Source organism: Pseudomonas sp. NPDC089401 (assembly GCF_044749485.1).
Classification (GTDB): Bacteria; Pseudomonadota; Gammaproteobacteria; order Pseudomonadales; family Pseudomonadaceae; genus Aquipseudomonas.
In genome coordinates, this window is the sequence record NZ_JBIVIA010000001.1 from 776,221 (window position 1) to 792,303 (window position 16,083).

Annotated in this window: 20 protein-coding genes and 2 tRNA genes; 8 read left to right on the forward strand and 14 right to left on the reverse strand. The window is 60.5% G+C overall.

The genetic code is table 11. The features are described 5' to 3' along the window. Positions 1–145 precede the first annotated feature (145 nt). On the reverse strand, positions 146–541 hold the full coding sequence (locus ACIP21_RS03540) for a glycine zipper domain-containing protein (RefSeq protein WP_400684013.1): 396 nt from the start codon (positions 539–541) through the stop codon (positions 146–148). A 74-nt stretch (positions 542–615) separates the two neighbouring features. After that, the gene (locus tag ACIP21_RS03545) at positions 616–795 is read right to left on the reverse strand and encodes a hypothetical protein (protein ID WP_400684015.1); all 180 of its coding nucleotides are present in this window, start codon (positions 793–795) and stop codon (positions 616–618) included. 201 nt (positions 796–996) lie between these two features. Between ACIP21_RS03545 and ACIP21_RS03550 the strand changes: the two genes are divergently transcribed. After that, on the forward strand, positions 997–1,347 hold the full coding sequence (locus tag ACIP21_RS03550) for a hypothetical protein (RefSeq protein WP_400684018.1): 351 nt from the start codon (positions 997–999) through the stop codon (positions 1,345–1,347). 214 nt (positions 1,348–1,561) lie between these two features. On the opposite strand, the gene ACIP21_RS03555 is transcribed toward ACIP21_RS03550, so the two are convergent. The 4 genes from ACIP21_RS03555 to ACIP21_RS03570 all read right to left on the reverse strand — a co-directional run bounded on the left by ACIP21_RS03555 (position 1,562) and on the right by ACIP21_RS03570 (position 4,689). Next, positions 1,562–2,329: an SDR family oxidoreductase gene (locus ACIP21_RS03555; protein WP_400684020.1), complete on the reverse strand. Its 768-nt coding sequence runs from the start codon at positions 2,327–2,329 to the stop codon at positions 1,562–1,564. Between the two features lie 23 nt (positions 2,330–2,352). Continuing rightward, positions 2,353–3,420, reverse strand: coding sequence for a phosphotransferase family protein (locus ACIP21_RS03560; protein ID WP_400684023.1), 1,068 nt, complete (start codon positions 3,418–3,420; stop codon positions 2,353–2,355). Between the two features lie 184 nt (positions 3,421–3,604). After that, the gene (locus tag ACIP21_RS03565; RefSeq protein ID WP_016487959.1) at positions 3,605–3,922 is read right to left on the reverse strand and encodes an SCP2 sterol-binding domain-containing protein; all 318 of its coding nucleotides are present in this window, start codon (positions 3,920–3,922) and stop codon (positions 3,605–3,607) included. A gap of 56 nt (positions 3,923–3,978) precedes the next feature. Next, positions 3,979–4,689, reverse strand: coding sequence for a histidine phosphatase family protein (locus ACIP21_RS03570; protein ID WP_400684025.1), 711 nt, complete (start codon positions 4,687–4,689; stop codon positions 3,979–3,981). Positions 4,690–4,883: 194 nt separating this feature from the next. Between ACIP21_RS03570 and sohB the strand changes: the two genes are divergently transcribed. Next, positions 4,884–5,903 carry a protease SohB gene (gene sohB, locus ACIP21_RS03575; RefSeq protein WP_400684027.1) on the forward strand — a complete coding sequence of 340 codons (1,020 nt, stop codon included), beginning with the start codon at positions 4,884–4,886 and terminating at the stop codon, positions 5,901–5,903. 154 nt (positions 5,904–6,057) lie between these two features. Further along, positions 6,058–6,131 (forward strand) — tRNA-Cys (locus ACIP21_RS03580). A gap of 97 nt (positions 6,132–6,228) precedes the next feature. On the opposite strand, the gene ACIP21_RS03585 is transcribed toward ACIP21_RS03580, so the two are convergent. Then, a complete protein-coding gene (locus ACIP21_RS03585; protein WP_400684030.1) occupies positions 6,229–6,402 on the reverse strand; it encodes a hypothetical protein in 174 nt (57 codons plus the stop codon). A 649-nt stretch (positions 6,403–7,051) separates the two neighbouring features. Between ACIP21_RS03585 and ACIP21_RS03590 the strand changes: the two genes are divergently transcribed. Next, positions 7,052–7,201 (forward strand): hypothetical protein, encoded by a 150-nt coding sequence (locus ACIP21_RS03590; protein WP_400684032.1) that lies wholly within the window; start codon positions 7,052–7,054, stop codon positions 7,199–7,201. A 344-nt stretch (positions 7,202–7,545) separates the two neighbouring features. Here ACIP21_RS03590 and ACIP21_RS03595 read toward each other — a convergent pair whose 3' ends face one another. From ACIP21_RS03595 to ACIP21_RS03615, 5 genes are all read right to left on the reverse strand, one after another. Then, positions 7,546–8,193 (reverse strand): hypothetical protein, encoded by a 648-nt coding sequence (locus ACIP21_RS03595; protein ID WP_400684034.1) that lies wholly within the window; start codon positions 8,191–8,193, stop codon positions 7,546–7,548. 105 nt (positions 8,194–8,298) lie between these two features. Continuing rightward, complete coding sequence (locus ACIP21_RS03600) at positions 8,299–8,622, reverse strand: hypothetical protein (RefSeq protein ID WP_400684036.1); 324 nt, start codon at positions 8,620–8,622, stop codon at positions 8,299–8,301. A gap of 96 nt (positions 8,623–8,718) precedes the next feature. Then, a complete protein-coding gene (locus tag ACIP21_RS03605) occupies positions 8,719–9,342 on the reverse strand; it encodes a hypothetical protein (RefSeq protein ID WP_400684038.1) in 624 nt (207 codons plus the stop codon). Between the two features lie 384 nt (positions 9,343–9,726). Continuing rightward, entirely contained in the window at positions 9,727–10,851 is a 1,125-nt protein-coding gene (locus ACIP21_RS03610) for a glycosyltransferase family 2 protein (RefSeq protein ID WP_400684039.1), read from the reverse strand. A gap of 142 nt (positions 10,852–10,993) precedes the next feature. Continuing rightward, entirely contained in the window at positions 10,994–11,668 is a 675-nt protein-coding gene (locus tag ACIP21_RS03615) for a polysaccharide lyase family 7 protein (RefSeq protein WP_400684042.1), read from the reverse strand. Positions 11,669–12,092: 424 nt separating this feature from the next. Here ACIP21_RS03615 and ACIP21_RS03620 point away from each other — a divergent pair, with 424 nt between their 5' ends. Beyond that, positions 12,093–12,287 (forward strand): hypothetical protein, encoded by a 195-nt coding sequence (locus tag ACIP21_RS03620; protein ID WP_400684043.1) that lies wholly within the window; start codon positions 12,093–12,095, stop codon positions 12,285–12,287. A gap of 8 nt (positions 12,288–12,295) precedes the next feature. On the opposite strand, the gene ACIP21_RS03625 is transcribed toward ACIP21_RS03620, so the two are convergent. Together ACIP21_RS03625 and ACIP21_RS03630 are read right to left on the reverse strand one after the other, a co-directional pair. Next, complete coding sequence (locus tag ACIP21_RS03625) at positions 12,296–12,709, reverse strand: DoxX family protein (protein ID WP_400684045.1); 414 nt, start codon at positions 12,707–12,709, stop codon at positions 12,296–12,298. A 106-nt stretch (positions 12,710–12,815) separates the two neighbouring features. Next, positions 12,816–12,900: transfer RNA gene (locus ACIP21_RS03630), tRNA-Leu, on the reverse strand. Positions 12,901–13,101: 201 nt separating this feature from the next. Here ACIP21_RS03630 and ACIP21_RS03635 point away from each other — a divergent pair. The 3 genes from ACIP21_RS03635 to ACIP21_RS03645 all read left to right on the forward strand — a co-directional run bounded on the left by ACIP21_RS03635 (position 13,102) and on the right by ACIP21_RS03645 (position 16,082). Continuing rightward, complete coding sequence (locus tag ACIP21_RS03635) at positions 13,102–13,386, forward strand: hypothetical protein (protein ID WP_400684047.1); 285 nt, start codon at positions 13,102–13,104, stop codon at positions 13,384–13,386. 84 nt (positions 13,387–13,470) lie between these two features. Next, a complete protein-coding gene (locus ACIP21_RS03640) occupies positions 13,471–14,631 on the forward strand; it encodes a nitrogen regulation protein NR(II) (protein ID WP_400684048.1) in 1,161 nt (386 codons plus the stop codon). Positions 14,632–14,636: 5 nt separating this feature from the next. Further along, a complete protein-coding gene (locus ACIP21_RS03645) occupies positions 14,637–16,082 on the forward strand; it encodes an ATPase domain-containing protein (protein ID WP_400684050.1) in 1,446 nt (481 codons plus the stop codon). The last annotated feature ends 1 nt before the right edge of the window (position 16,083 follow it).

The following is a 16,083-nucleotide window of genomic DNA, read 5'->3' on the forward strand; positions in this document are numbered from 1 at the left end:
GGGGGAGGGGTGTTCCTTCACTCGAGGGGCACGAAAGACAGTAGCAGTCAGTCTGGCAGCTGGCGATGAAGGGGGTGTTGATGTGTTGCAGGGTTTGTGCGGATGGCGTACATGAAAAGGGCCGCGCAGGCGGCCCTTCGATCACTCAGTGGCGACGATGGTGGCGGTGCTTCTTGCTGCTGCGATCGTTGTCACCCAGGTGGTTGCCGAGGGCACCGCCGGCGGCGCCGCCCAGGCCTGCGCCAACGGTCGAGCCGGTCTTGCCGCCGACGGCACCGCCGAGCAGCGAACCACCGGCTGAGCCCAGGCCACCGCCGATGGCGGCTTCGGTGCGGTTGCCCTTGCGCGCACCTACGGCGCTACCGGCTGCGCCGCCGACGCCGGCACCAATGGCCGCGCCGGTGCGGCCGCCCAGTTGCTGGCCGACAACGTTGCCCAGCACACCACCCAGGCCACCGCCAATGGCGGCAGTGCCGTCACCGGCGAAAGCGCCTTGGCACAGCAGCAGGCCAAGGGCGAGGGAAGGTAGAGTCAGACGCATGATTTGAGCCTCAGAAGAATCGTCAGGTTAGGGTGCCGCACAGTTGGGCGGCGGGTCAGGGTTGCAAAGACGCTTCAGCGATCGTACCGGTCACCGCGCCATTGGCGGTCGTCGTCGCGATCATGCCGGTGGTGGTGTCGATGGCCACGGTCATCATCACGCCAGCCACGGTCGTCATCGCGGTAATGATGGTGATAGCAGCCCGAGAGCAGCAGCACGGTGGCGATAAGCGAAAGGCTTGCAAAGCGCGTCATCACGATATAGGTCCTTGATCCGCATAGGTTTACGGGACACTTCCTGAGACTGGGATCGATCCATTTGGTTTCCTCGACGGGCAAAAATTGTTTGACCAGCGATGAATGGCATGGCGCCTGGGCACGGTTGCTTGCCGGCCATTCACGGGTGATGCCTGCCAGTGCTAGAGTCGCCTTCTTTTTTTGCCCCGAGGATGGAACATGCGAGCAATTCTGCCGATGGCTGCGGCGCTGGTGTTGGTTGGTTGCGCGAGCGCAGCCATGGAGACGGCGCGTGGCGGCAAGCCGACGGCCCAGCTCGATTCGCGCAAGGCGCCGGAGCGGGTGGCGCAGTGCATCCAGTTCAGCTGGCAGAAGGAGGATGTGTTCGGCGACGACGCCAGTGGTTACCTGGAGCCGCGCAAGCAGGGTGGGCTGACGGTGTATACCCGCGAGGCGGAGTCGTTCGTCGATGTGTACCCCCAGGCGGGCGGTACGCGGGTGGATTACTACGCGCAGAAGAATGACGGCGTGGCCCTGCAGCGGCGGGCGGCGGCGGCGACCTGCCTGTAGCGGGCGCTCCCGCAGGCACACCATGCCAGGTAGGAGCGAGCGTTGCTCGCGATGGGGGCGCGCAGCGGCCCCAGGTTCTCAGCTTCGCAGCCAAGATTGCCGGGGCTGCGTTGCAGCCCATCGCGAGCAACGCTCGCTCCTACGGGGCAAACCCGAAGGCGGTGCAGGCCTTGTGGGAGCGGGATCTTCGAGGCGTCGAGCCCTCAGGCCCTGATCAAGACAGGAAACCGCCATCGACATTGAGCGCGGTGCCAGTGGTATAGCTGGACGCGTCGCTGGCCAGGTACAGCACCGCACCCGCCATTTCCTTCGGATCAGCCACGCGCTTGAGCGGGATCTGCTGCAGCGCGGTGTTGAGAATGGCGTCGTTCTTCACCAGCGCCGAGGCGAACTTGGTGTCGGTCAGGCCTGGCAGCAGGGCATTGCAGCGGATGCCGAACTGCGCGCATTCCTTGGCGAACACCTTGGTCATGTTGATCACCGCCGCCTTGGTCACCGAGTAGATGCCCTGGAAGTGCCCGGGCGAGACGCCGTTGATCGACGCCACGTTGATGATGCTGCCGCCACCGTGCTCGCGCATCAGCTTGCCGGCTTCCACCGACATGAAGAAATAGCCGCGAATGTTGACATCGACGGTCTTCTGGAACGCGTTCGGGTCGGTGTCCAGCACATTGCAGAACTGCGGGTTGGTGGCGGCGTTGTTGACCAGCACGTCGAGGCGCCCGAACTGCTCGCGGATGCCGGCGAACACCTGCTGGATCTGCTCCATTTCACCGATGTGGCAGGCCACCGCAGTGGCCTTGCCGCCGGCGGCGATGATCGCCTCGGCCACCTGCTGGCAGCCCTCGAGCTTGCGGCTGGAGACGATCACGTGGGCCCCCTGCTGGGCCAGCAGGTGGGCGATGGCTTCGCCGATGCCGCGGCTGGCGCCGGAGACGAAAGCGATCTTGCCATCGAGGTCGAACAGGTGGGTCTTGGACATGCTGTTTTCCTTGTTGTCTGGCATCAGAGCGGGGACTTGCCGATGACCTGCAGGCTCATCTGCTCCAGCAGCCGGTTCATGTGAATGAACTGGGCGAAGCGTTTGTCCTGGGTCTGGCCGTGGTAGAAGCGGTAGTAGATCTGCTGGACGATGCCGGCCAGGCGGAACAGGCCGTAGCAGTAGTAGTAGTCGAAGTTGTCCAGGCGGATGCCGGCGCGCTCGGCGTAGTAGTCGACGAACTGGCGGCGGGTGAGCATTCCCGGAGCATTGCTGGGCTGGCGGCGCATCAGTTGCACAGGCGCCGGGTCGCTGGCTTCGATCCAGTAGGCCAGGCTGTTGCCCAGGTCCATCAGCGGGTCGCCGATGGTGGCCATCTCCCAGTCCAGCACGCCGATGATGCGCATGGGGTTGTCGGCGTCGAGGATCACGTTGTCGAAGCGGTAGTCGTTGTGGATGATGCCCGGGCGTGGATGGTCGGCGGGCATCTTCTCGCGCAGCCAGGCAATGACCTTTTCCCAGCGCGGGGCGTCGGGGGTCAAGGCTTTTTCATAACGGCTGGTCCAGCCTTCGATCTGGCGCTGCACGTAGCCTTCCGGCTTGCCCAGGTCGGCCAGGCCGCAGGCGTCGTAGTCGACCTGGTGCAGCTCCACCAGGCGGTCGATGAAACTCTTGCACAGGGCTTCGCTGCGCCCGGCATCCAGGCCCAGCTCGGCCGGGATGTCCGAGCGCAGGATGATGCCCTCGACCCGCTCCATCACGTAGAACTCACCACCGATCAGCGCCGCGTCGGTGCAGTGCGCGTAGGCCTTGGGGCAGTACGGGAAACCCTTGTTGAGCTGGTTGAGGATGCGGAACTCGCGGCCCATGTCATGGGCCGACTTGGCCTTCTGGCCGAACGGCGGGCGGCGCAGCACGAAGTCGCGGCCCGGGTAGCTGACCAGGTAGGTGAGGTTCGACGCACCACCGGGAAACTGGCTGATCCGTGGCGTGCCGTCGAGGCCGGCGATGTTGGCCTTGAGGTAAGGATCGATGACGGCCGCGTCGAGTTCTTCGCCGGGGCGTACCTGGGTGGACTGGTCGGTGAGCGTCATGCGTTTTCCTTATGTTCTGGCGCAAGGACTATTGGCTAATCTAATGGCCTGCCGACGCTGGAACAAGCGTGCCAGGGGCCATATAGGCAAGGGTGTTGCCGGGCGATCACCGCTCCGAATGCCGGGCAAAAAAAAACCGAAGCCGTCAGGCTTCGGTTCTTTCGTCATGCGTGGTGCCCGCCACTCAGGAGGGGAACAGCTCGCTGAGTTTCATCGACAGCATCATGTCGCCTTCGACGCGCAGCTTGCCGCCCATGAACGCCTGCATGCCGTCGGTCTCACCGCTGACGATACCCTTGAGGGTTTCGCTGTCCATCACCAGGGTGCAGTTGGCATCCGGGTTTTCGCCTTCCTGCAGGTCGCAGGTGCCGTCCTTGACGATCAGGGCGTATTGCTTGCCTTCGTCGGTGATGTTGAAACCGAACACCAGGTCCAGGCCAGCGGCAGCGGACGGGTTGAACTTCTCTTGCATCTTTTTCACGGCATCAGCTACGGAGGTCATGGTGCATTCCTTATAGAGTGGTATTCACGTCCCCGCAGGGACACAACGGGCCGGGCTCAACGGTAGGTGATGAGCTCCGGCGCCCTCAACAGCTGCACATGGGCTTGGCTGTTGAAGGAAGCCAGTGCCACGTCGCGGCCGCGGAACTTCAGTTGGCTGAGCGACGTGTTGATGATCTGCCAGTTCAGCGCAAAGGCCTGGCTGGGGGTGATACGGGTGACCAGGTGGAGCAGGGCGGCAATGGTGCCGCCGGAGGTGAACACGGCGATGTTGCCGCCGCTGCCGGCGCTGTCGAGCAAGCGCTGCAGGCCGGCCTCGACCCGCGCGGTGAACGCCTGCCAGGTCTCCAGGCCGTCATCGGCATGCTCGCCGGCGTGCCAACGCTGCACCATCAGGGCGAACAGGCGCTGGAATTCGCTGCGGTTCTGCGCGCCGTTGCGCAGGATGTCGCGGGCGTGCGGCTCCTGTTCCAGCAGGGCCGGCAGCAGGGCGCGGATCACGCCGTCGGCATCGAACTCATTGAATGCGGCGTCGGTCTCAAGGGCCGGCACCGCGCAACCACCGCGTTGCATGGCATCGAGCGCTAGGCGCGCGGTGTCCTGCTGGCGGCGCAGGTCGCCGGCCACGCAGCGGTCCAGATGCAGGCCGAGCTGGCCCAGGTGTTCGCCCAGTGCCTGGCTCTGGCGAATGCCCACGGGCGAGAGGACGTCATAGTCGTCGGCGCCGAAGGAGGCTTGGCCATGTCGGATCAGGTAGAGGTTGCCCACGAGGGTGTCCGGCTTGAAGGTTGTTGCGAGGTTAGGATGCGGCACACGGGCTGTCAACGAAAAAACATACAAGCGTTTGAAAAGGTCGTTTGAACTGTGTTGCCAGCGTTTACCTCGGCTGGCGAGGGCGCGGGCGCACCGGTATGCTTGCAACAGTTACGCGCCGATCGGGCGCAGGTTATCAAGGAGTCAACGTGGAGTTTCTTGCAGAATACGCAAGCTTTCTCGCTAAAACCGCCACCCTGGTGATTGCCATCCTGGTGGTGTTGTCGGCCATCGCCGGTTTGCGCGGCAAGGGCCGACGCAAGGCCGGCGGCCAGTTGCAGGTCACCCGCCTCAATACCTTCTATAAGGAGTTGCGCGAGCGTCTGGAAAGCGGCCTGTTCGACAAGGCCGAGCTCAAGGCCCTGCGCAAGCAGCAGGCCAAGGCGGAAAAACAGCTGAAGAAGGGCAAGGTCGAAGAGAAGGGCCGGGTGTTCGTGCTCGACTTCGATGGCGACATCAAGGCCTCGGCCACCGAGAGCCTGCGCAACGAAATCACCGCGCTGCTGACCCTCGCCACCCCGCGTGACGAAGTGGTGCTGCGCCTCGAAAGCGGTGGCGGCCTGGTGCACAGCTATGGCCTGGCCGCCTCGCAGCTGGCGCGCATCCGCCAGGCCGGCATCCCGCTCACCGTGTGCATCGACAAGGTCGCGGCCAGCGGCGGCTACATGATGGCCTGCATCGGCGAGAAGATCATCAGCGCGCCGTTTGCCGTGCTCGGTTCGATCGGCGTGGTGGCGCAGTTGCCCAACGTCAACCGCCTGCTGAAGAAGCACGACATCGATTTCGAAGTGCTGACCGCCGGCGAGTACAAGCGCACCCTGACCGTGTTCGGCGAGAACACCGAGAAGGGCCGGGAGAAGTTCCAGGAAGACCTGGACATCACCCACCAGCTGTTCAAGGATTTCGTCACCCGCTACCGCCCGCAACTGCACATCGACGAAGTGGCCACCGGCGAAGTCTGGCTCGGCGTCGCGGCGCTGAACCGCAAACTGGTGGATGCGCTGCAGACCAGCGACGAGTACCTCAGCGACCGCGCCCGCCACGCCAACCTGTTCCACCTGCACTATGCCGAGCGCAAGAGCCTGCAGGAGCGAATCGGCATGGCCGCCAGCGGCACGGTGGAGAACACCTTGGTGGGTTTGTGGAGTAAACTCGGGCGCTTGCGCTAACACCTTGAACCCGTTGAAATTTTTTTTCGTTCAGGGGGTTGCAAGGTGAAAGGAATGCGGACATAATGGCGCCCATCGAAACGCAGCAAACTTTGAAAAAGGTTCAGCGTTTCAAGGGGATAGCAAGGCGAAAGCCGCTAGCTCCGAACTTTGAGGCCGAGTAGCAAAGTGGTTATGCTCCGGATTGCAAATCCGTCTACGCCGGTTCGATTCCGACCTCGGCCTCCACTATTCGAAAGCCCCGCAGATTAACGTCTGCGGGGTTTTTCTTTGTGGGTCGAAAAAGCCAAGAGTTCCGAAACAAATGGCATGGAGTTCCGAAACTTCAGCCTTTCGAGGGCTTGGCGAAGGCGCCGACGCGGCGGTAAACGCGCTCGGTGATTCCCTCTTTCGAGTGGCCCAGCAGCACGCTTGCATCGCTCAGATCGTTGATCTCCGACCGGATGTCGCGAGCTGGATCTGAGCGATTCGGCCTTAACTCAGGTATCTTGGCGGGCATCTGCCCACCGGTTGCGCAGCATCGGCCAACTGATGCGATTGCCTTGCTCATTGATGATGAAAAGCGGCGACAGGTGCTTGTTGGTTCTGCACATGATTCGCTCCAACAATTGACCGCTTGGGCTATCTCTAGGCTCAAGGGGCGCGGCGCAAGGTGCCGAGATTCGTGTCGTTAGATATCCCGCTCGACGCGCCTCCTTTACGGCGGGAGGCGGCAGTGTATGCGGTGGTTGCTGCCGGCTAAGCAGCCAAGAAGAGTATCGAAGCACTCGAAGAAGATGTGATCATTCTGCTGGCCAGCTGTTACGACATAAACATCTGGTGTGTGGATTCCAAAACGAAGTCCACCCGCTTTTGCTGGGGACTGGATATCAACGAAAAGCTCGATGGCATAAGAGGGAGTATTGGAGTCGAGCCAAGAGTCTCCTCAAGAACTAGCTGGTGGCGAACAGGGCGTCTCATGGTGCACAAGTCTAATCACATATAGCGAGAATTTGTTCGCATACCTGGCACCGAGCTGGTTTTTTATGATCGACTTTCTTCATCTGGGCCTGAATACAGAGCATCTAGTGGCACAATCTGTCTCGTCTTCGGAGCAATCATCTGTGCGGCCGCACCTTCGGTTGATGACCCGCTAGGAAGTGGGGGCCATGCTGAAGGTTGTTGCGGCGGATAGTGATGTGATCGGCAGTACGAAGGCCGTCGATGTAATTATTGATAAGGCCTGGCTGTGCGGTAAGAATCTCATTCTGCGTTTGAGATTCGCGACGCCACGGGCGGGTTGCTGTTTCGATCCGTAGGTTTCATCATTTGGCTGACCACTCAATCGAACTAGCCGCTCGCTGGCGTTTTTTGGTCGAAGCTGAACTATACACTGAGAGTGCGTGCTGACTCCGGCGCCGCTGCTGCTAGCCAGCGGTTGCGCGACGAAAGCGCCGAGTTCGCCGCTACCATCAGTTACTCCGGCACAGATACCGCTCTTATGTCCGAGGCCAAACAGCTGCCAGCGCCGCCCTGATGTTTGACGCTACGAATTGAGACTAGGCGCAAGCTTATATTGAGCAAAGATAGCTGGGAATATGTATGGATCTACATATAAAGCGTTGCATGATTGTCAGTCATTAGGCTATAAAATGCATGATTTTTATGGGAGCTTGGGGTCTAGGTGTTTCAGAAATACCACGTAGGCGTCAAACATTTCTCTGTATTGCTCCTGGTTTATTTCAAATTTTTGACCGAGTTTCCCGAGAGTTGTCTTTCTAATGAAGGTTTCATCAACGATACCGTAGTTGTGTATGCAGATATGACGAACTTGGAAGGCAAAATCAATTTTCTTTAAGTCTTCCTCTATTTCTGAGAAGTCATGGCCAGATTCTTTCAAGGTCGCTATCACTTCGTTGAATCGTTGATAGAAACCTCTCCCTTCGCCTTTTTTATAATTGAATTTTTCAAAGGTTTGCTTGAGAAACAACTCTATATCTGAGCAAAGTGAGATCACGCAGAGTTGAAATAAGCGCTCGTACACATTTCCGAACATCATTCGGTAGTCATACCATGTCTTTATTTTGCTACCCCAACCTAGTATTTCGCCTGGGAAATTAGTCTTCTGGTCGTTGCTAGCGGCAGTTATAGCATGCATAAATACTAAGTTGTTCGTTCTCTCTAGTGCGGTTTGGTAGTGCTCGCGCACGTGATTGCTTTTTAGGTCTTTAGGCTGCATTTTTCGTCCCAGTGTGATTTGCGCGTGCCATGCGCCGAAGATTGCGGTGCCGCCTTCGGCAACTACTGGCATGCGGAAGACCGATAGCCTGAAGGTGAAGGCACGCGCGTTACTAGTCGAGCGCAGGCAGCAGATCGGCTATGAGAATTAATTGTCTGCGGCAGATGCCGCCTGTCGTTAGCCGGCAGGTTCTTCGGAGGTATGGAGCGCTATGATGGCCTCTGCTTGAGCATTGGCGATGATACGCAGCGCTTCAGCTGGCTTCTCCTTAGCGAACAGGGTAAGCCAGTTTTCAAGTTCAGCCTGCTCGAACTTCATTTCCACCAGGAATGATCCAGACAGGGAGGCCTTTTCAATCTTGGCATGGGCGGAGAGAGCCTCATGCCAGAATATCGGGCCGGGGGAGAGGGCTTTGTAGCCCTTCTCATCGCTGGACACGGGCCTTAGGGAATGGTGATGCTGGGTAACCTCTCGCCCCCAGCCCCTCAGTATTAGCTTCATCTTTCCATCCATGCTTTGGTGATGGCGACATGCTACTGGTAAATCGCAAGTTTGGGCAAGTATTGGGGCGTGCGGGAATTTAGCGTACAGAAGTGCTCACCCAATAAGGGGGATTTGCTCGTTGAGAAAGCGCCATGCTGCAGAGGTGAAACACGACATGCCGAGAATAAAGCACAGCAGACCCAGTAGGCCGGCTCCCCATATTCCATAGTCCCATTTCTTAGAAAGCTCTGGCTCGTCTGGGTCCGGTCTGCCTTTTTTCCATTCTTCTAGCTGCCGCCTGACAATCTCGCCGAATAGATAATCGCGGCCAAGAAGAAGCGTGAGGGATGTTCCAAAGAGAATGATAGCAGCAGTTAGGAACGCCCATGCAAGTTGGACTGGCGCCACCGTAGAAGGTGGCAGCTCAACCTTAGCGGAAAAGAAATTTGCACATACAGCAAGCGCGCCACCGCTGAGCAGCAAAAGCGTCTTTAGAAGATCTTGGCCCCGGGCGACAACGGCAGCCTGTAAAACGTTGAATTGCTGAATTTGATTGTTGAGTTCTGCTGGGTCTTTCAGGCTCATCGCGATGAACTCCATTGGAAACCGATCGCATTTTAGCAGGTAAATCGAGGTCAAAATCGGTTCCAAAGCTAAAATAGCGACTCTTGTAGAGTAGGGCTGCAGCGAGGAAAATTTTACTTCGTTTTGGAGCTGATTCTCTAGTTGAAGGCGCATGAGTTGCAGATTCTTGGATCGGATTGCAAATCCATCTACGCCGGTTCGATTCCGACCTCGGCCTCCACCATTCGAAAGCCCCGCAGGTTAACATCTGCGGGGTTTTTCTTTGTGGGTCGAAAAATCTGCCAATACGGTCTTCAGCGGACGCTTGGGCATTGGCGCCGAGGCCTTCGGCGATGGTTGGCAATTCCTTGACTCAGAATTGCTCGAGCAGCCCGGGCAAGTAGCCCGGGCCGCTGATAGCGGTCGATGCGTGGGGGAGGGCTTTCCGGCTTGCTCAGGCGGGCTGATGAAAGGGCCGGAAATTCTGGCTGCGGCCTATGACCCAATGCGCAGGGCGCAAATGAACAATACCGATGTGGCTGCCGAGGGCCCGCAGCCTTACGCTCTGCCTGATTGCGCAGCCGCCTTTGGATGCCTGCGGCGTATTTTTTGCCAACCGACACGCAAGGCGTGTCGAGAGCGAGCAGCCCAGTAGACTGCCACGGGATACGCGAGGGTCGGCTTCGCATGCGGCCCTATTCGGCATTCGCGGACATCCTGCCTCATGAGCTTCTGGAAGTCCTGGGGCAGGCGAATGCCAAGTTTCACGCATTGCCGGACGGTAACGGAGATGTTTTTCTCTATGTACCGAAGCGCTGTTTCCCGGCCATGTGCAAAGCTCGGGATGTGTCGCTTCAGGCGCTCGAGCGAGGCCCTGTGAGCCCGGTACGCCCCCATGACATAGGCTTCATCCTGCACGCTTCGGGTCAGCGACCCGGGTCGGGCGCGCAAGAAATAAAGATCGTCCGTCGTTACAAAGGTATCCCTGCTGTTGAGGTATATCTCCATACTGAATTCGTGATCTTCATGGGCACGCCCTTCGAAGCTGACGTGGAAGCGGTCGCACACCTCACGCTTGAAAATGTAGTGCCAGGTGCCGCCGTGGTACTGGTCGCTGAGGATCAGGTCCTCGAAAAGCTCCAGGCCTCGCTTGAACTCACCTGTGCGCGGTGGTGCGGGCTTGCGCTTCTTCAATTGCATTTCACCCGGCCCGCCGACGAAATTGCGAATCGAGAAATAGAACAGCTCCAAGGCAGGATTGACCTGGAGGCGGGTGACGAAGTTGGACGTCATTTGAGGGCTGACTACATCGTCGGGATCGCAGAAGAGCACATAGTCGCCGGTGGCCAGCGAGAGGCCTTTCTTCCTGGCGGCCCCCACGCCCTGATTGGGCTGGTTCACGATCACCAATGGCGCGCGGTGGGCGTAGCGCTCGACGACAGACATCGTGCCATCGGTGGACCCGTCATTGACGATGATGATCTGCGCAAAGGGGATGGACTGGGCGAGCAGTGAATCGAGCGTATCTGCGATATAGGGTTCAACGTTGTAAGTGGGAATTACAACGGAGATCTGGGGGTACGATGCACCCGATGAAAATGGCGGATCGCGAGGTTCGTTATTCTGAAGAGCCATGAACGTTTCTACTTTCTTCCAGACAACAAAAACCGTGCTGATACGCAAGGTCTTCTGGACTGATTGGTGTGTTAGGCATAATGCTACCATCGAGGGAAGGATCTTGCTAAAGCTTCGATTCACACCTTGGTTCCACGCCTCGAAGCCCCCGCAGATGACAATCTGCGGGGGCTTCATGACCGGCCAACAATCAGCCGTGGCTCAGTGACAGTGCACTGATGATGCACACCGACCCCTCATCGGCCGGCGTCGCATCGGTGTAGTCGACCTGGTTGTACACCCCGCCATGAAACTCCAGCAGGCGGGTGTCCCAGCTGTCATCGAGCTGCAGGTCATCCGACGACCTGGAAACGCCGTTGCTGCGGGCCGTCACCTTGACTACGCCCTGGGACGTGGCATGGATGATCACCTCGAACGGGGTGCCCAACGGCACGCCCGTGAGCAGGGTGGTGTTCACCGGGTTTGTCTGGTTGTATGACTGGCGAAAGCCAAAGGTGATGTTGCCCTTGTTCCAGAACACCTTCACTGGTGGGCTGTCGTCGCCCCTGACGTGTATCTGGCTGATGACCACCTTCTGCGCCGCGTTGACCTTGGTCAGGGTCATCGTCTGGCGGTTCCAGTGGTCCGGGGCGCTGCCCAGGGTCCAGTTTCGTGACTCCGACCACTCGCAACGGGTTCTGTGGGTGCTTTTGCTCGATGCCCCTTTGGTCGGGGCAGAGAACTGGATCGAGCCATCGTCGAGTACCTTCACCACGCTGGGGAAGCGGGCGATGGCCTCGGCGCCGTTGAGCTCCAGCGCAACCGGGTTCGTTGAAGAGACTGCCACCGGGGTAGCGATCGTTAGATTGCTGATGTTTACGGTCATAAAGACTCCTGACGATAAAATCATTGGCCTGGCACGATTGCCTTCCAACCGTGATGCGGTTCCTCCGCATCCGGCTGTGCACTCATGAATGCACAGGCGGATGCTTTGGTTTCAGTCAGATAGCTGTATGGATATACAGTAAATGAGTGTGGGGATTTATCAACCCTGAAGGTCATGAAAGTTCGATGACCGGCCAGTGAATGGCCTGGCTTGCAGGCCTGCCGGTGTGAAGCCCGGCCCGGCAGATGTGCAGCCGCCAGCCAGCGGCGCGCGCAAAAAAAAGCCCGCCATGAAGGCGGGCAAGAGCGTTTTGAAGGGAGAGACTTGAGCCTGAGGTCGGTCGGTTAAGTCAGCATTAACCGCCAGCCATTGACCTCGATCGCCGATCCGCCTATACAGGCGCACCCAGATTCCAGGAGCCACCATGCGCGACGAAGACGACCTGCATGAACCCGAGCACGATCACCTGCTCGATCACGAATTCCTCTATGACGACTTCGAGGCCGAGGCCGATGCCCAGGGCGCCGAGGACGAGGTCGAGGAGGACGAGGAACTGCTGGACGACCTCGACGACGAAGAGCGCGACCACCCCGCCTGGCACGACGACCTGGACGACTGACTCAGGACTCAGCGCCCGTCGAGGGAGAACCGGCCGGGGCCGCTGACGGCCAGTGCGAGCAGGCCGCCGACGATGCTCAGGTTCTTGAAGAACTGGGTCATGTTGGCGGCGCGGGCAGGCTCGACCATGCTCCAGAACGGATGGCCCAGCAGTGCGGTACCGAGCACGAACAAGGCGAAAAGCAAAGCCAGCGGGCGGGTATAGAAGCCCAGGATCAAGACGATGGCGACGAAGAATTCCATGATCACGGCGACCGCTGCCGCGGCCATGGGCACGGGTGCGCCCAGCGAACTCATGTAGCCGACCGTGCCTTCGAAGCCGGTGAGCTTGGCCCAGCCGGAGAGCACGAACAGGATCATCAGCAACACGCGGGCGATCAGGAGGGTGAGGTCGCGTTGACCATCGAGCAGGGAATAGCGCATGGAGGCAGTACCTGATGAGCGGTGACAAGCTCCACTCTAGCAGGTGCTCCGGGGATTGCCGGGGGCAGCAAAAAGGCGCCGCATGGGCGCCTTTTCCAGGGAATTATGGTGCGAGTGGCGGGACTCGAACCCGCAAGGCTCACGCCGACAGATTTTAAGTCTGCTGTGTATACCAATTCCACCACACTCGCACGCTTGAAAGGGTCGTGTCGACCGGCGCACTTCTTGGCAGAAGGGCCTCGCAATCAAGCGCGCTTTATAACCCATTGTTATATTTGAGTCAACCGCAGCACCTATGATGAAAGGAGCGAAGGGGCATCGAATGGGCAATTGACACCTTGCTGTCATTACGCCACTGTTGCCCTTTCATTGGATCCAATGAGTGTCGAGCCATGGCCCATGCCGCTCCTCCCGCCGAGTCCGGACGCATCGTCCGCCCGCGGCTGATCTGGCGCCTGCTGTTGTGGAAGGTGTTGCTGCTGGGTGTGTTCCTGTACCTGAGCCTGCTGAGCCTGGGTGGTTACCTGCTGATGCTGGGTTTCGATGCCGGGCACCCGCAACCCCAGCGGCTGATGGCGCTGGCAGGGGGCGCAGGCATCGTGCTGGTGAGCCTCTGGCTGCTGAAAGTGGCCATGCCGCGACGGCTTGGCCCGACGCTGGTCGAGCCCGAACGCTGATCTTCCGTCATCACGCGCCTACGCGCTGTACGCGCCGTTGACTAGGCTCATTGGCATCTCTCCCGCTGTACCTGTGGAGTCTGCATGGTTTCAGCCAATTGCATCGCTCATCCTGTCATGCCCGCCAGCCGCTACGAGCAGCTGGTGCAATCGGTGGTGGACTACGCCATCTACATGCTCGACCCGAGCGGCCGGGTCGTGTCCTGGAACGCTGGCGCCGAGCGGATCAAGGGCTACCGTGCCGAGGAAGTGATCGGCCATCATTTTTCGCTGTTCTTCACCCCCGAGGATTGCGCTGACGGGCGTCCCGGGCGCTTGCTTCATCAGGCCCTGGAGCAGGGCGTGGCGCAGGATGAGGGGTGGCGCGTGCGCAAGGACGGTACCCGGTTCTGGGCCTTGGCCGCCCTCGATGTGATCCGTGACGAGCAGGGCGAGATCATCGGCCTGGCCAAGGTCACCCGTGACATCACCGACCGGCGCGAATCGGCGTTGCAGCTCGACGCCGTGCGTGCCCAGCTGTTCCAGGCGCAGAAGCTCGAAGCCCTGGGCCAGCTCACCGGCGGGCTGGCGCATGATTTCAACAACCTGCTGACCATCATCATCAGCTCGGCGCGGATGGCCCTGGGCAGCCCCGACCCGGCCCGGGTCCAGCGTATGCTCCAGCACATCCTCGATGCCGGCCAGCGGGGCACCGAGCTGACCCAGCAACTGCTGAGTTTTGCCCGGCATCGGCAGCTCGATGTGTCGCTCATTGCACCTTCCAGCCTGCTCACGGCCACCCGCGGGTTGCTCGAGCATGCGCTGCCGCGCGACATCACCTTGCTCGAGCGCATGCAGCCCGGCCTGCCGCTGATCGAGGTGGATGCCGGGCAGTTGCAGATGGTGCTGCTCAACCTGCTGTTCAATGCCCGCGATGCCATCGCTGAGTGTGGCACGATCCGCCTGGCGGTCGATGCGGTGGAGCTGGCGGGCGAAGTGGAAGGGTTGCACGGTACCTACGTGTGTTTCGAAGTGCAGGACAGCGGCGAGGGCATCGACCCGCAGGTGCTGCCACGCATCTTCGAGCCGTTTTTCACCACCAAGGCCTTTGGCCAGGGCACGGGGCTGGGGCTCAGCCAGGTGTACGGTTTCGCCAAGCAGAGCAACGGCGCGATCAGCGTGGACAGTACGCTGGGCCAGGGCACCTGCATGCGCTTGTACCTACCGGCGTATCAGCCCGAGGCAGGCATTCCATTCGACGGGTAAGCACCATGGTTCAGGCACTCAAACGGTTGGTCACGGGGATCGAAGGGCTCGATGTACTGCTCAAGGGCGGGCTGGTGGCGGGTGCGTCCTACATCATCCAGGGGCCGCCGGGTGCCGGCAAGACCATCCTCGCCAACCAGCTGGCCTGCGGCCATGTGCGCGACGGCGGCCGGGTGCTGGTGGCGACCCTGCTCAGCGAATCCCATGAGCGCCTGTTCCAGTACCTGGCGACCCTCGAGTTCTTCGACCCGGCGCTGGTCGGCGACCCGATCCAGTTCGTCAGCGCCTTCGACACGCTCGAGCAGGAAGGGCTCGAGGCGGTGGTCAAGCTGCTGCGCCAGGAAATCGCCCGGCAGCAAGCCAGCCTGCTGATCGTCGATGGCGTGCTCAATGCCCGGGTGCGGGCAGAAACGGCGCTGGACACCAAGAAGTTCGTTTCCGAGCTGCAGGGCCATGCGGCCTTCGCCGGCTGCACCGTGCTGTTGCTGACCAGTGCCCGGCTGGACGAAGGCAGCCCCGAGCACACCATGGTCGATGGCGTGATCGAGCTCGGCGAGCAGTTGCTGGGCAGCCGTGCGGTGCGCCATGTCCATTTGCGCAAGACACGGGGTAGCGGGGCTTTGTCGGGGCGCCACGAATGCCTGATCGATGAGGCGGGGATGCATGTCTATCCGCGCCTGGAGTCGCTGTACAGCCATCCCAGCCAGCCCGGTGCCGATCACTTCAGCCGCGTGAGCACGGGGGTGGCGACCCTGGATGGAATGCTCGACGGTGGCCTGGCCAGTGGCTCGGTCACGCTGCTGATGGGCCCCTCCGGCATTGGCAAGACCTCCCTGGGCCTGGCCTTCCTTGGCGCTGCCAGCGCCGAGGCGCCGGCCTTGCATTTCGGCTTTTACGAGACCCCTGCCAGGCTGCGCCAGAAGGCCGCTTCGCTGGGCTATGACTTTGCCGCGCTGGAGCGTGAGGGTGTGCTGCAGTTGTGCTGGCAGCCCACCACCGAGGGCCTGCTCGACCAGGTGGGCGCGCGCCTGCTGGCACAGGTCGAGGAGCAGGGCAGCAAACGCGTGCTGATCGACAGCCTCGGGGCGTTCAGCCGGCTGGCCATCGACCCGGCGCGGCTCAATGCGTTTTTCCGCGCCCTGACCGGTGAGCTGCGCGCACGGGATATCAGCGTCATGCTCACCTGGGAGATGCGCGATATCTTCGGCTCGGAAATCAGTGCGCCAGCCCCGGACCTGTCGAGCATCGTCGACAACCTCATGCTGATGCGCTTTGTCGAGCTGGATTCGCAATTGCGGCGCATGCTGTCGATCCTCAAGGTGCGCGACAGCCACCATGACCCGGCACTCCACGAACTGCAGATCGGGCCCCACGGCATCAGCCTGTGCAAGGCGTTCGAGGGCGCCTGCGGTGTGCTGTCGGGCACGCCGGTGCCGCAAGGAGGTGGGTGAC

Coding starts and splice junctions, on each gene's coding strand:
- ACIP21_RS03540 (WP_400684013.1), bottom strand. CDS start 541: ATGCGTCTGACTCTACCTTCCCTCGCCCTTGGCCTGCTGCTGTGCCAA.
- ACIP21_RS03545 (WP_400684015.1), bottom strand. CDS start 795: ATGACGCGCTTTGCAAGCCTTTCGCTTATCGCCACCGTGCTGCTGCTC.
- ACIP21_RS03550 (WP_400684018.1), top strand. CDS start 997: ATGCGAGCAATTCTGCCGATGGCTGCGGCGCTGGTGTTGGTTGGTTGC.
- ACIP21_RS03555 (WP_400684020.1), bottom strand. CDS start 2,329: ATGTCCAAGACCCACCTGTTCGACCTCGATGGCAAGATCGCTTTCGTC.
- ACIP21_RS03560 (WP_400684023.1), bottom strand. CDS start 3,420: ATGACGCTCACCGACCAGTCCACCCAGGTACGCCCCGGCGAAGAACTC.
- ACIP21_RS03565 (WP_016487959.1), bottom strand. CDS start 3,922: ATGACCTCCGTAGCTGATGCCGTGAAAAAGATGCAAGAGAAGTTCAAC.
- ACIP21_RS03585 (WP_400684030.1), bottom strand. CDS start 6,402: ATGCCCGCCAAGATACCTGAGTTAAGGCCGAATCGCTCAGATCCAGCT.
- ACIP21_RS03590 (WP_400684032.1), top strand. CDS start 7,052: ATGCTGAAGGTTGTTGCGGCGGATAGTGATGTGATCGGCAGTACGAAG.
- ACIP21_RS03595 (WP_400684034.1), bottom strand. CDS start 8,193: ATGCCAGTAGTTGCCGAAGGCGGCACCGCAATCTTCGGCGCATGGCAC.
- ACIP21_RS03600 (WP_400684036.1), bottom strand. CDS start 8,622: ATGAAGCTAATACTGAGGGGCTGGGGGCGAGAGGTTACCCAGCATCAC.
- ACIP21_RS03605 (WP_400684038.1), bottom strand. CDS start 9,342: ATGCGCCTTCAACTAGAGAATCAGCTCCAAAACGAAGTAAAATTTTCC.
- ACIP21_RS03615 (WP_400684042.1), bottom strand. CDS start 11,668: ATGACCGTAAACATCAGCAATCTAACGATCGCTACCCCGGTGGCAGTC.
- ACIP21_RS03620 (WP_400684043.1), top strand. CDS start 12,093: ATGCGCGACGAAGACGACCTGCATGAACCCGAGCACGATCACCTGCTC.
- ACIP21_RS03625 (WP_400684045.1), bottom strand. CDS start 12,709: ATGCGCTATTCCCTGCTCGATGGTCAACGCGACCTCACCCTCCTGATC.
- ACIP21_RS03635 (WP_400684047.1), top strand. CDS start 13,102: ATGGCCCATGCCGCTCCTCCCGCCGAGTCCGGACGCATCGTCCGCCCG.
- ACIP21_RS03640 (WP_400684048.1), top strand. CDS start 13,471: ATGGTTTCAGCCAATTGCATCGCTCATCCTGTCATGCCCGCCAGCCGC.
- ACIP21_RS03645 (WP_400684050.1), top strand. CDS start 14,637: ATGGTTCAGGCACTCAAACGGTTGGTCACGGGGATCGAAGGGCTCGAT.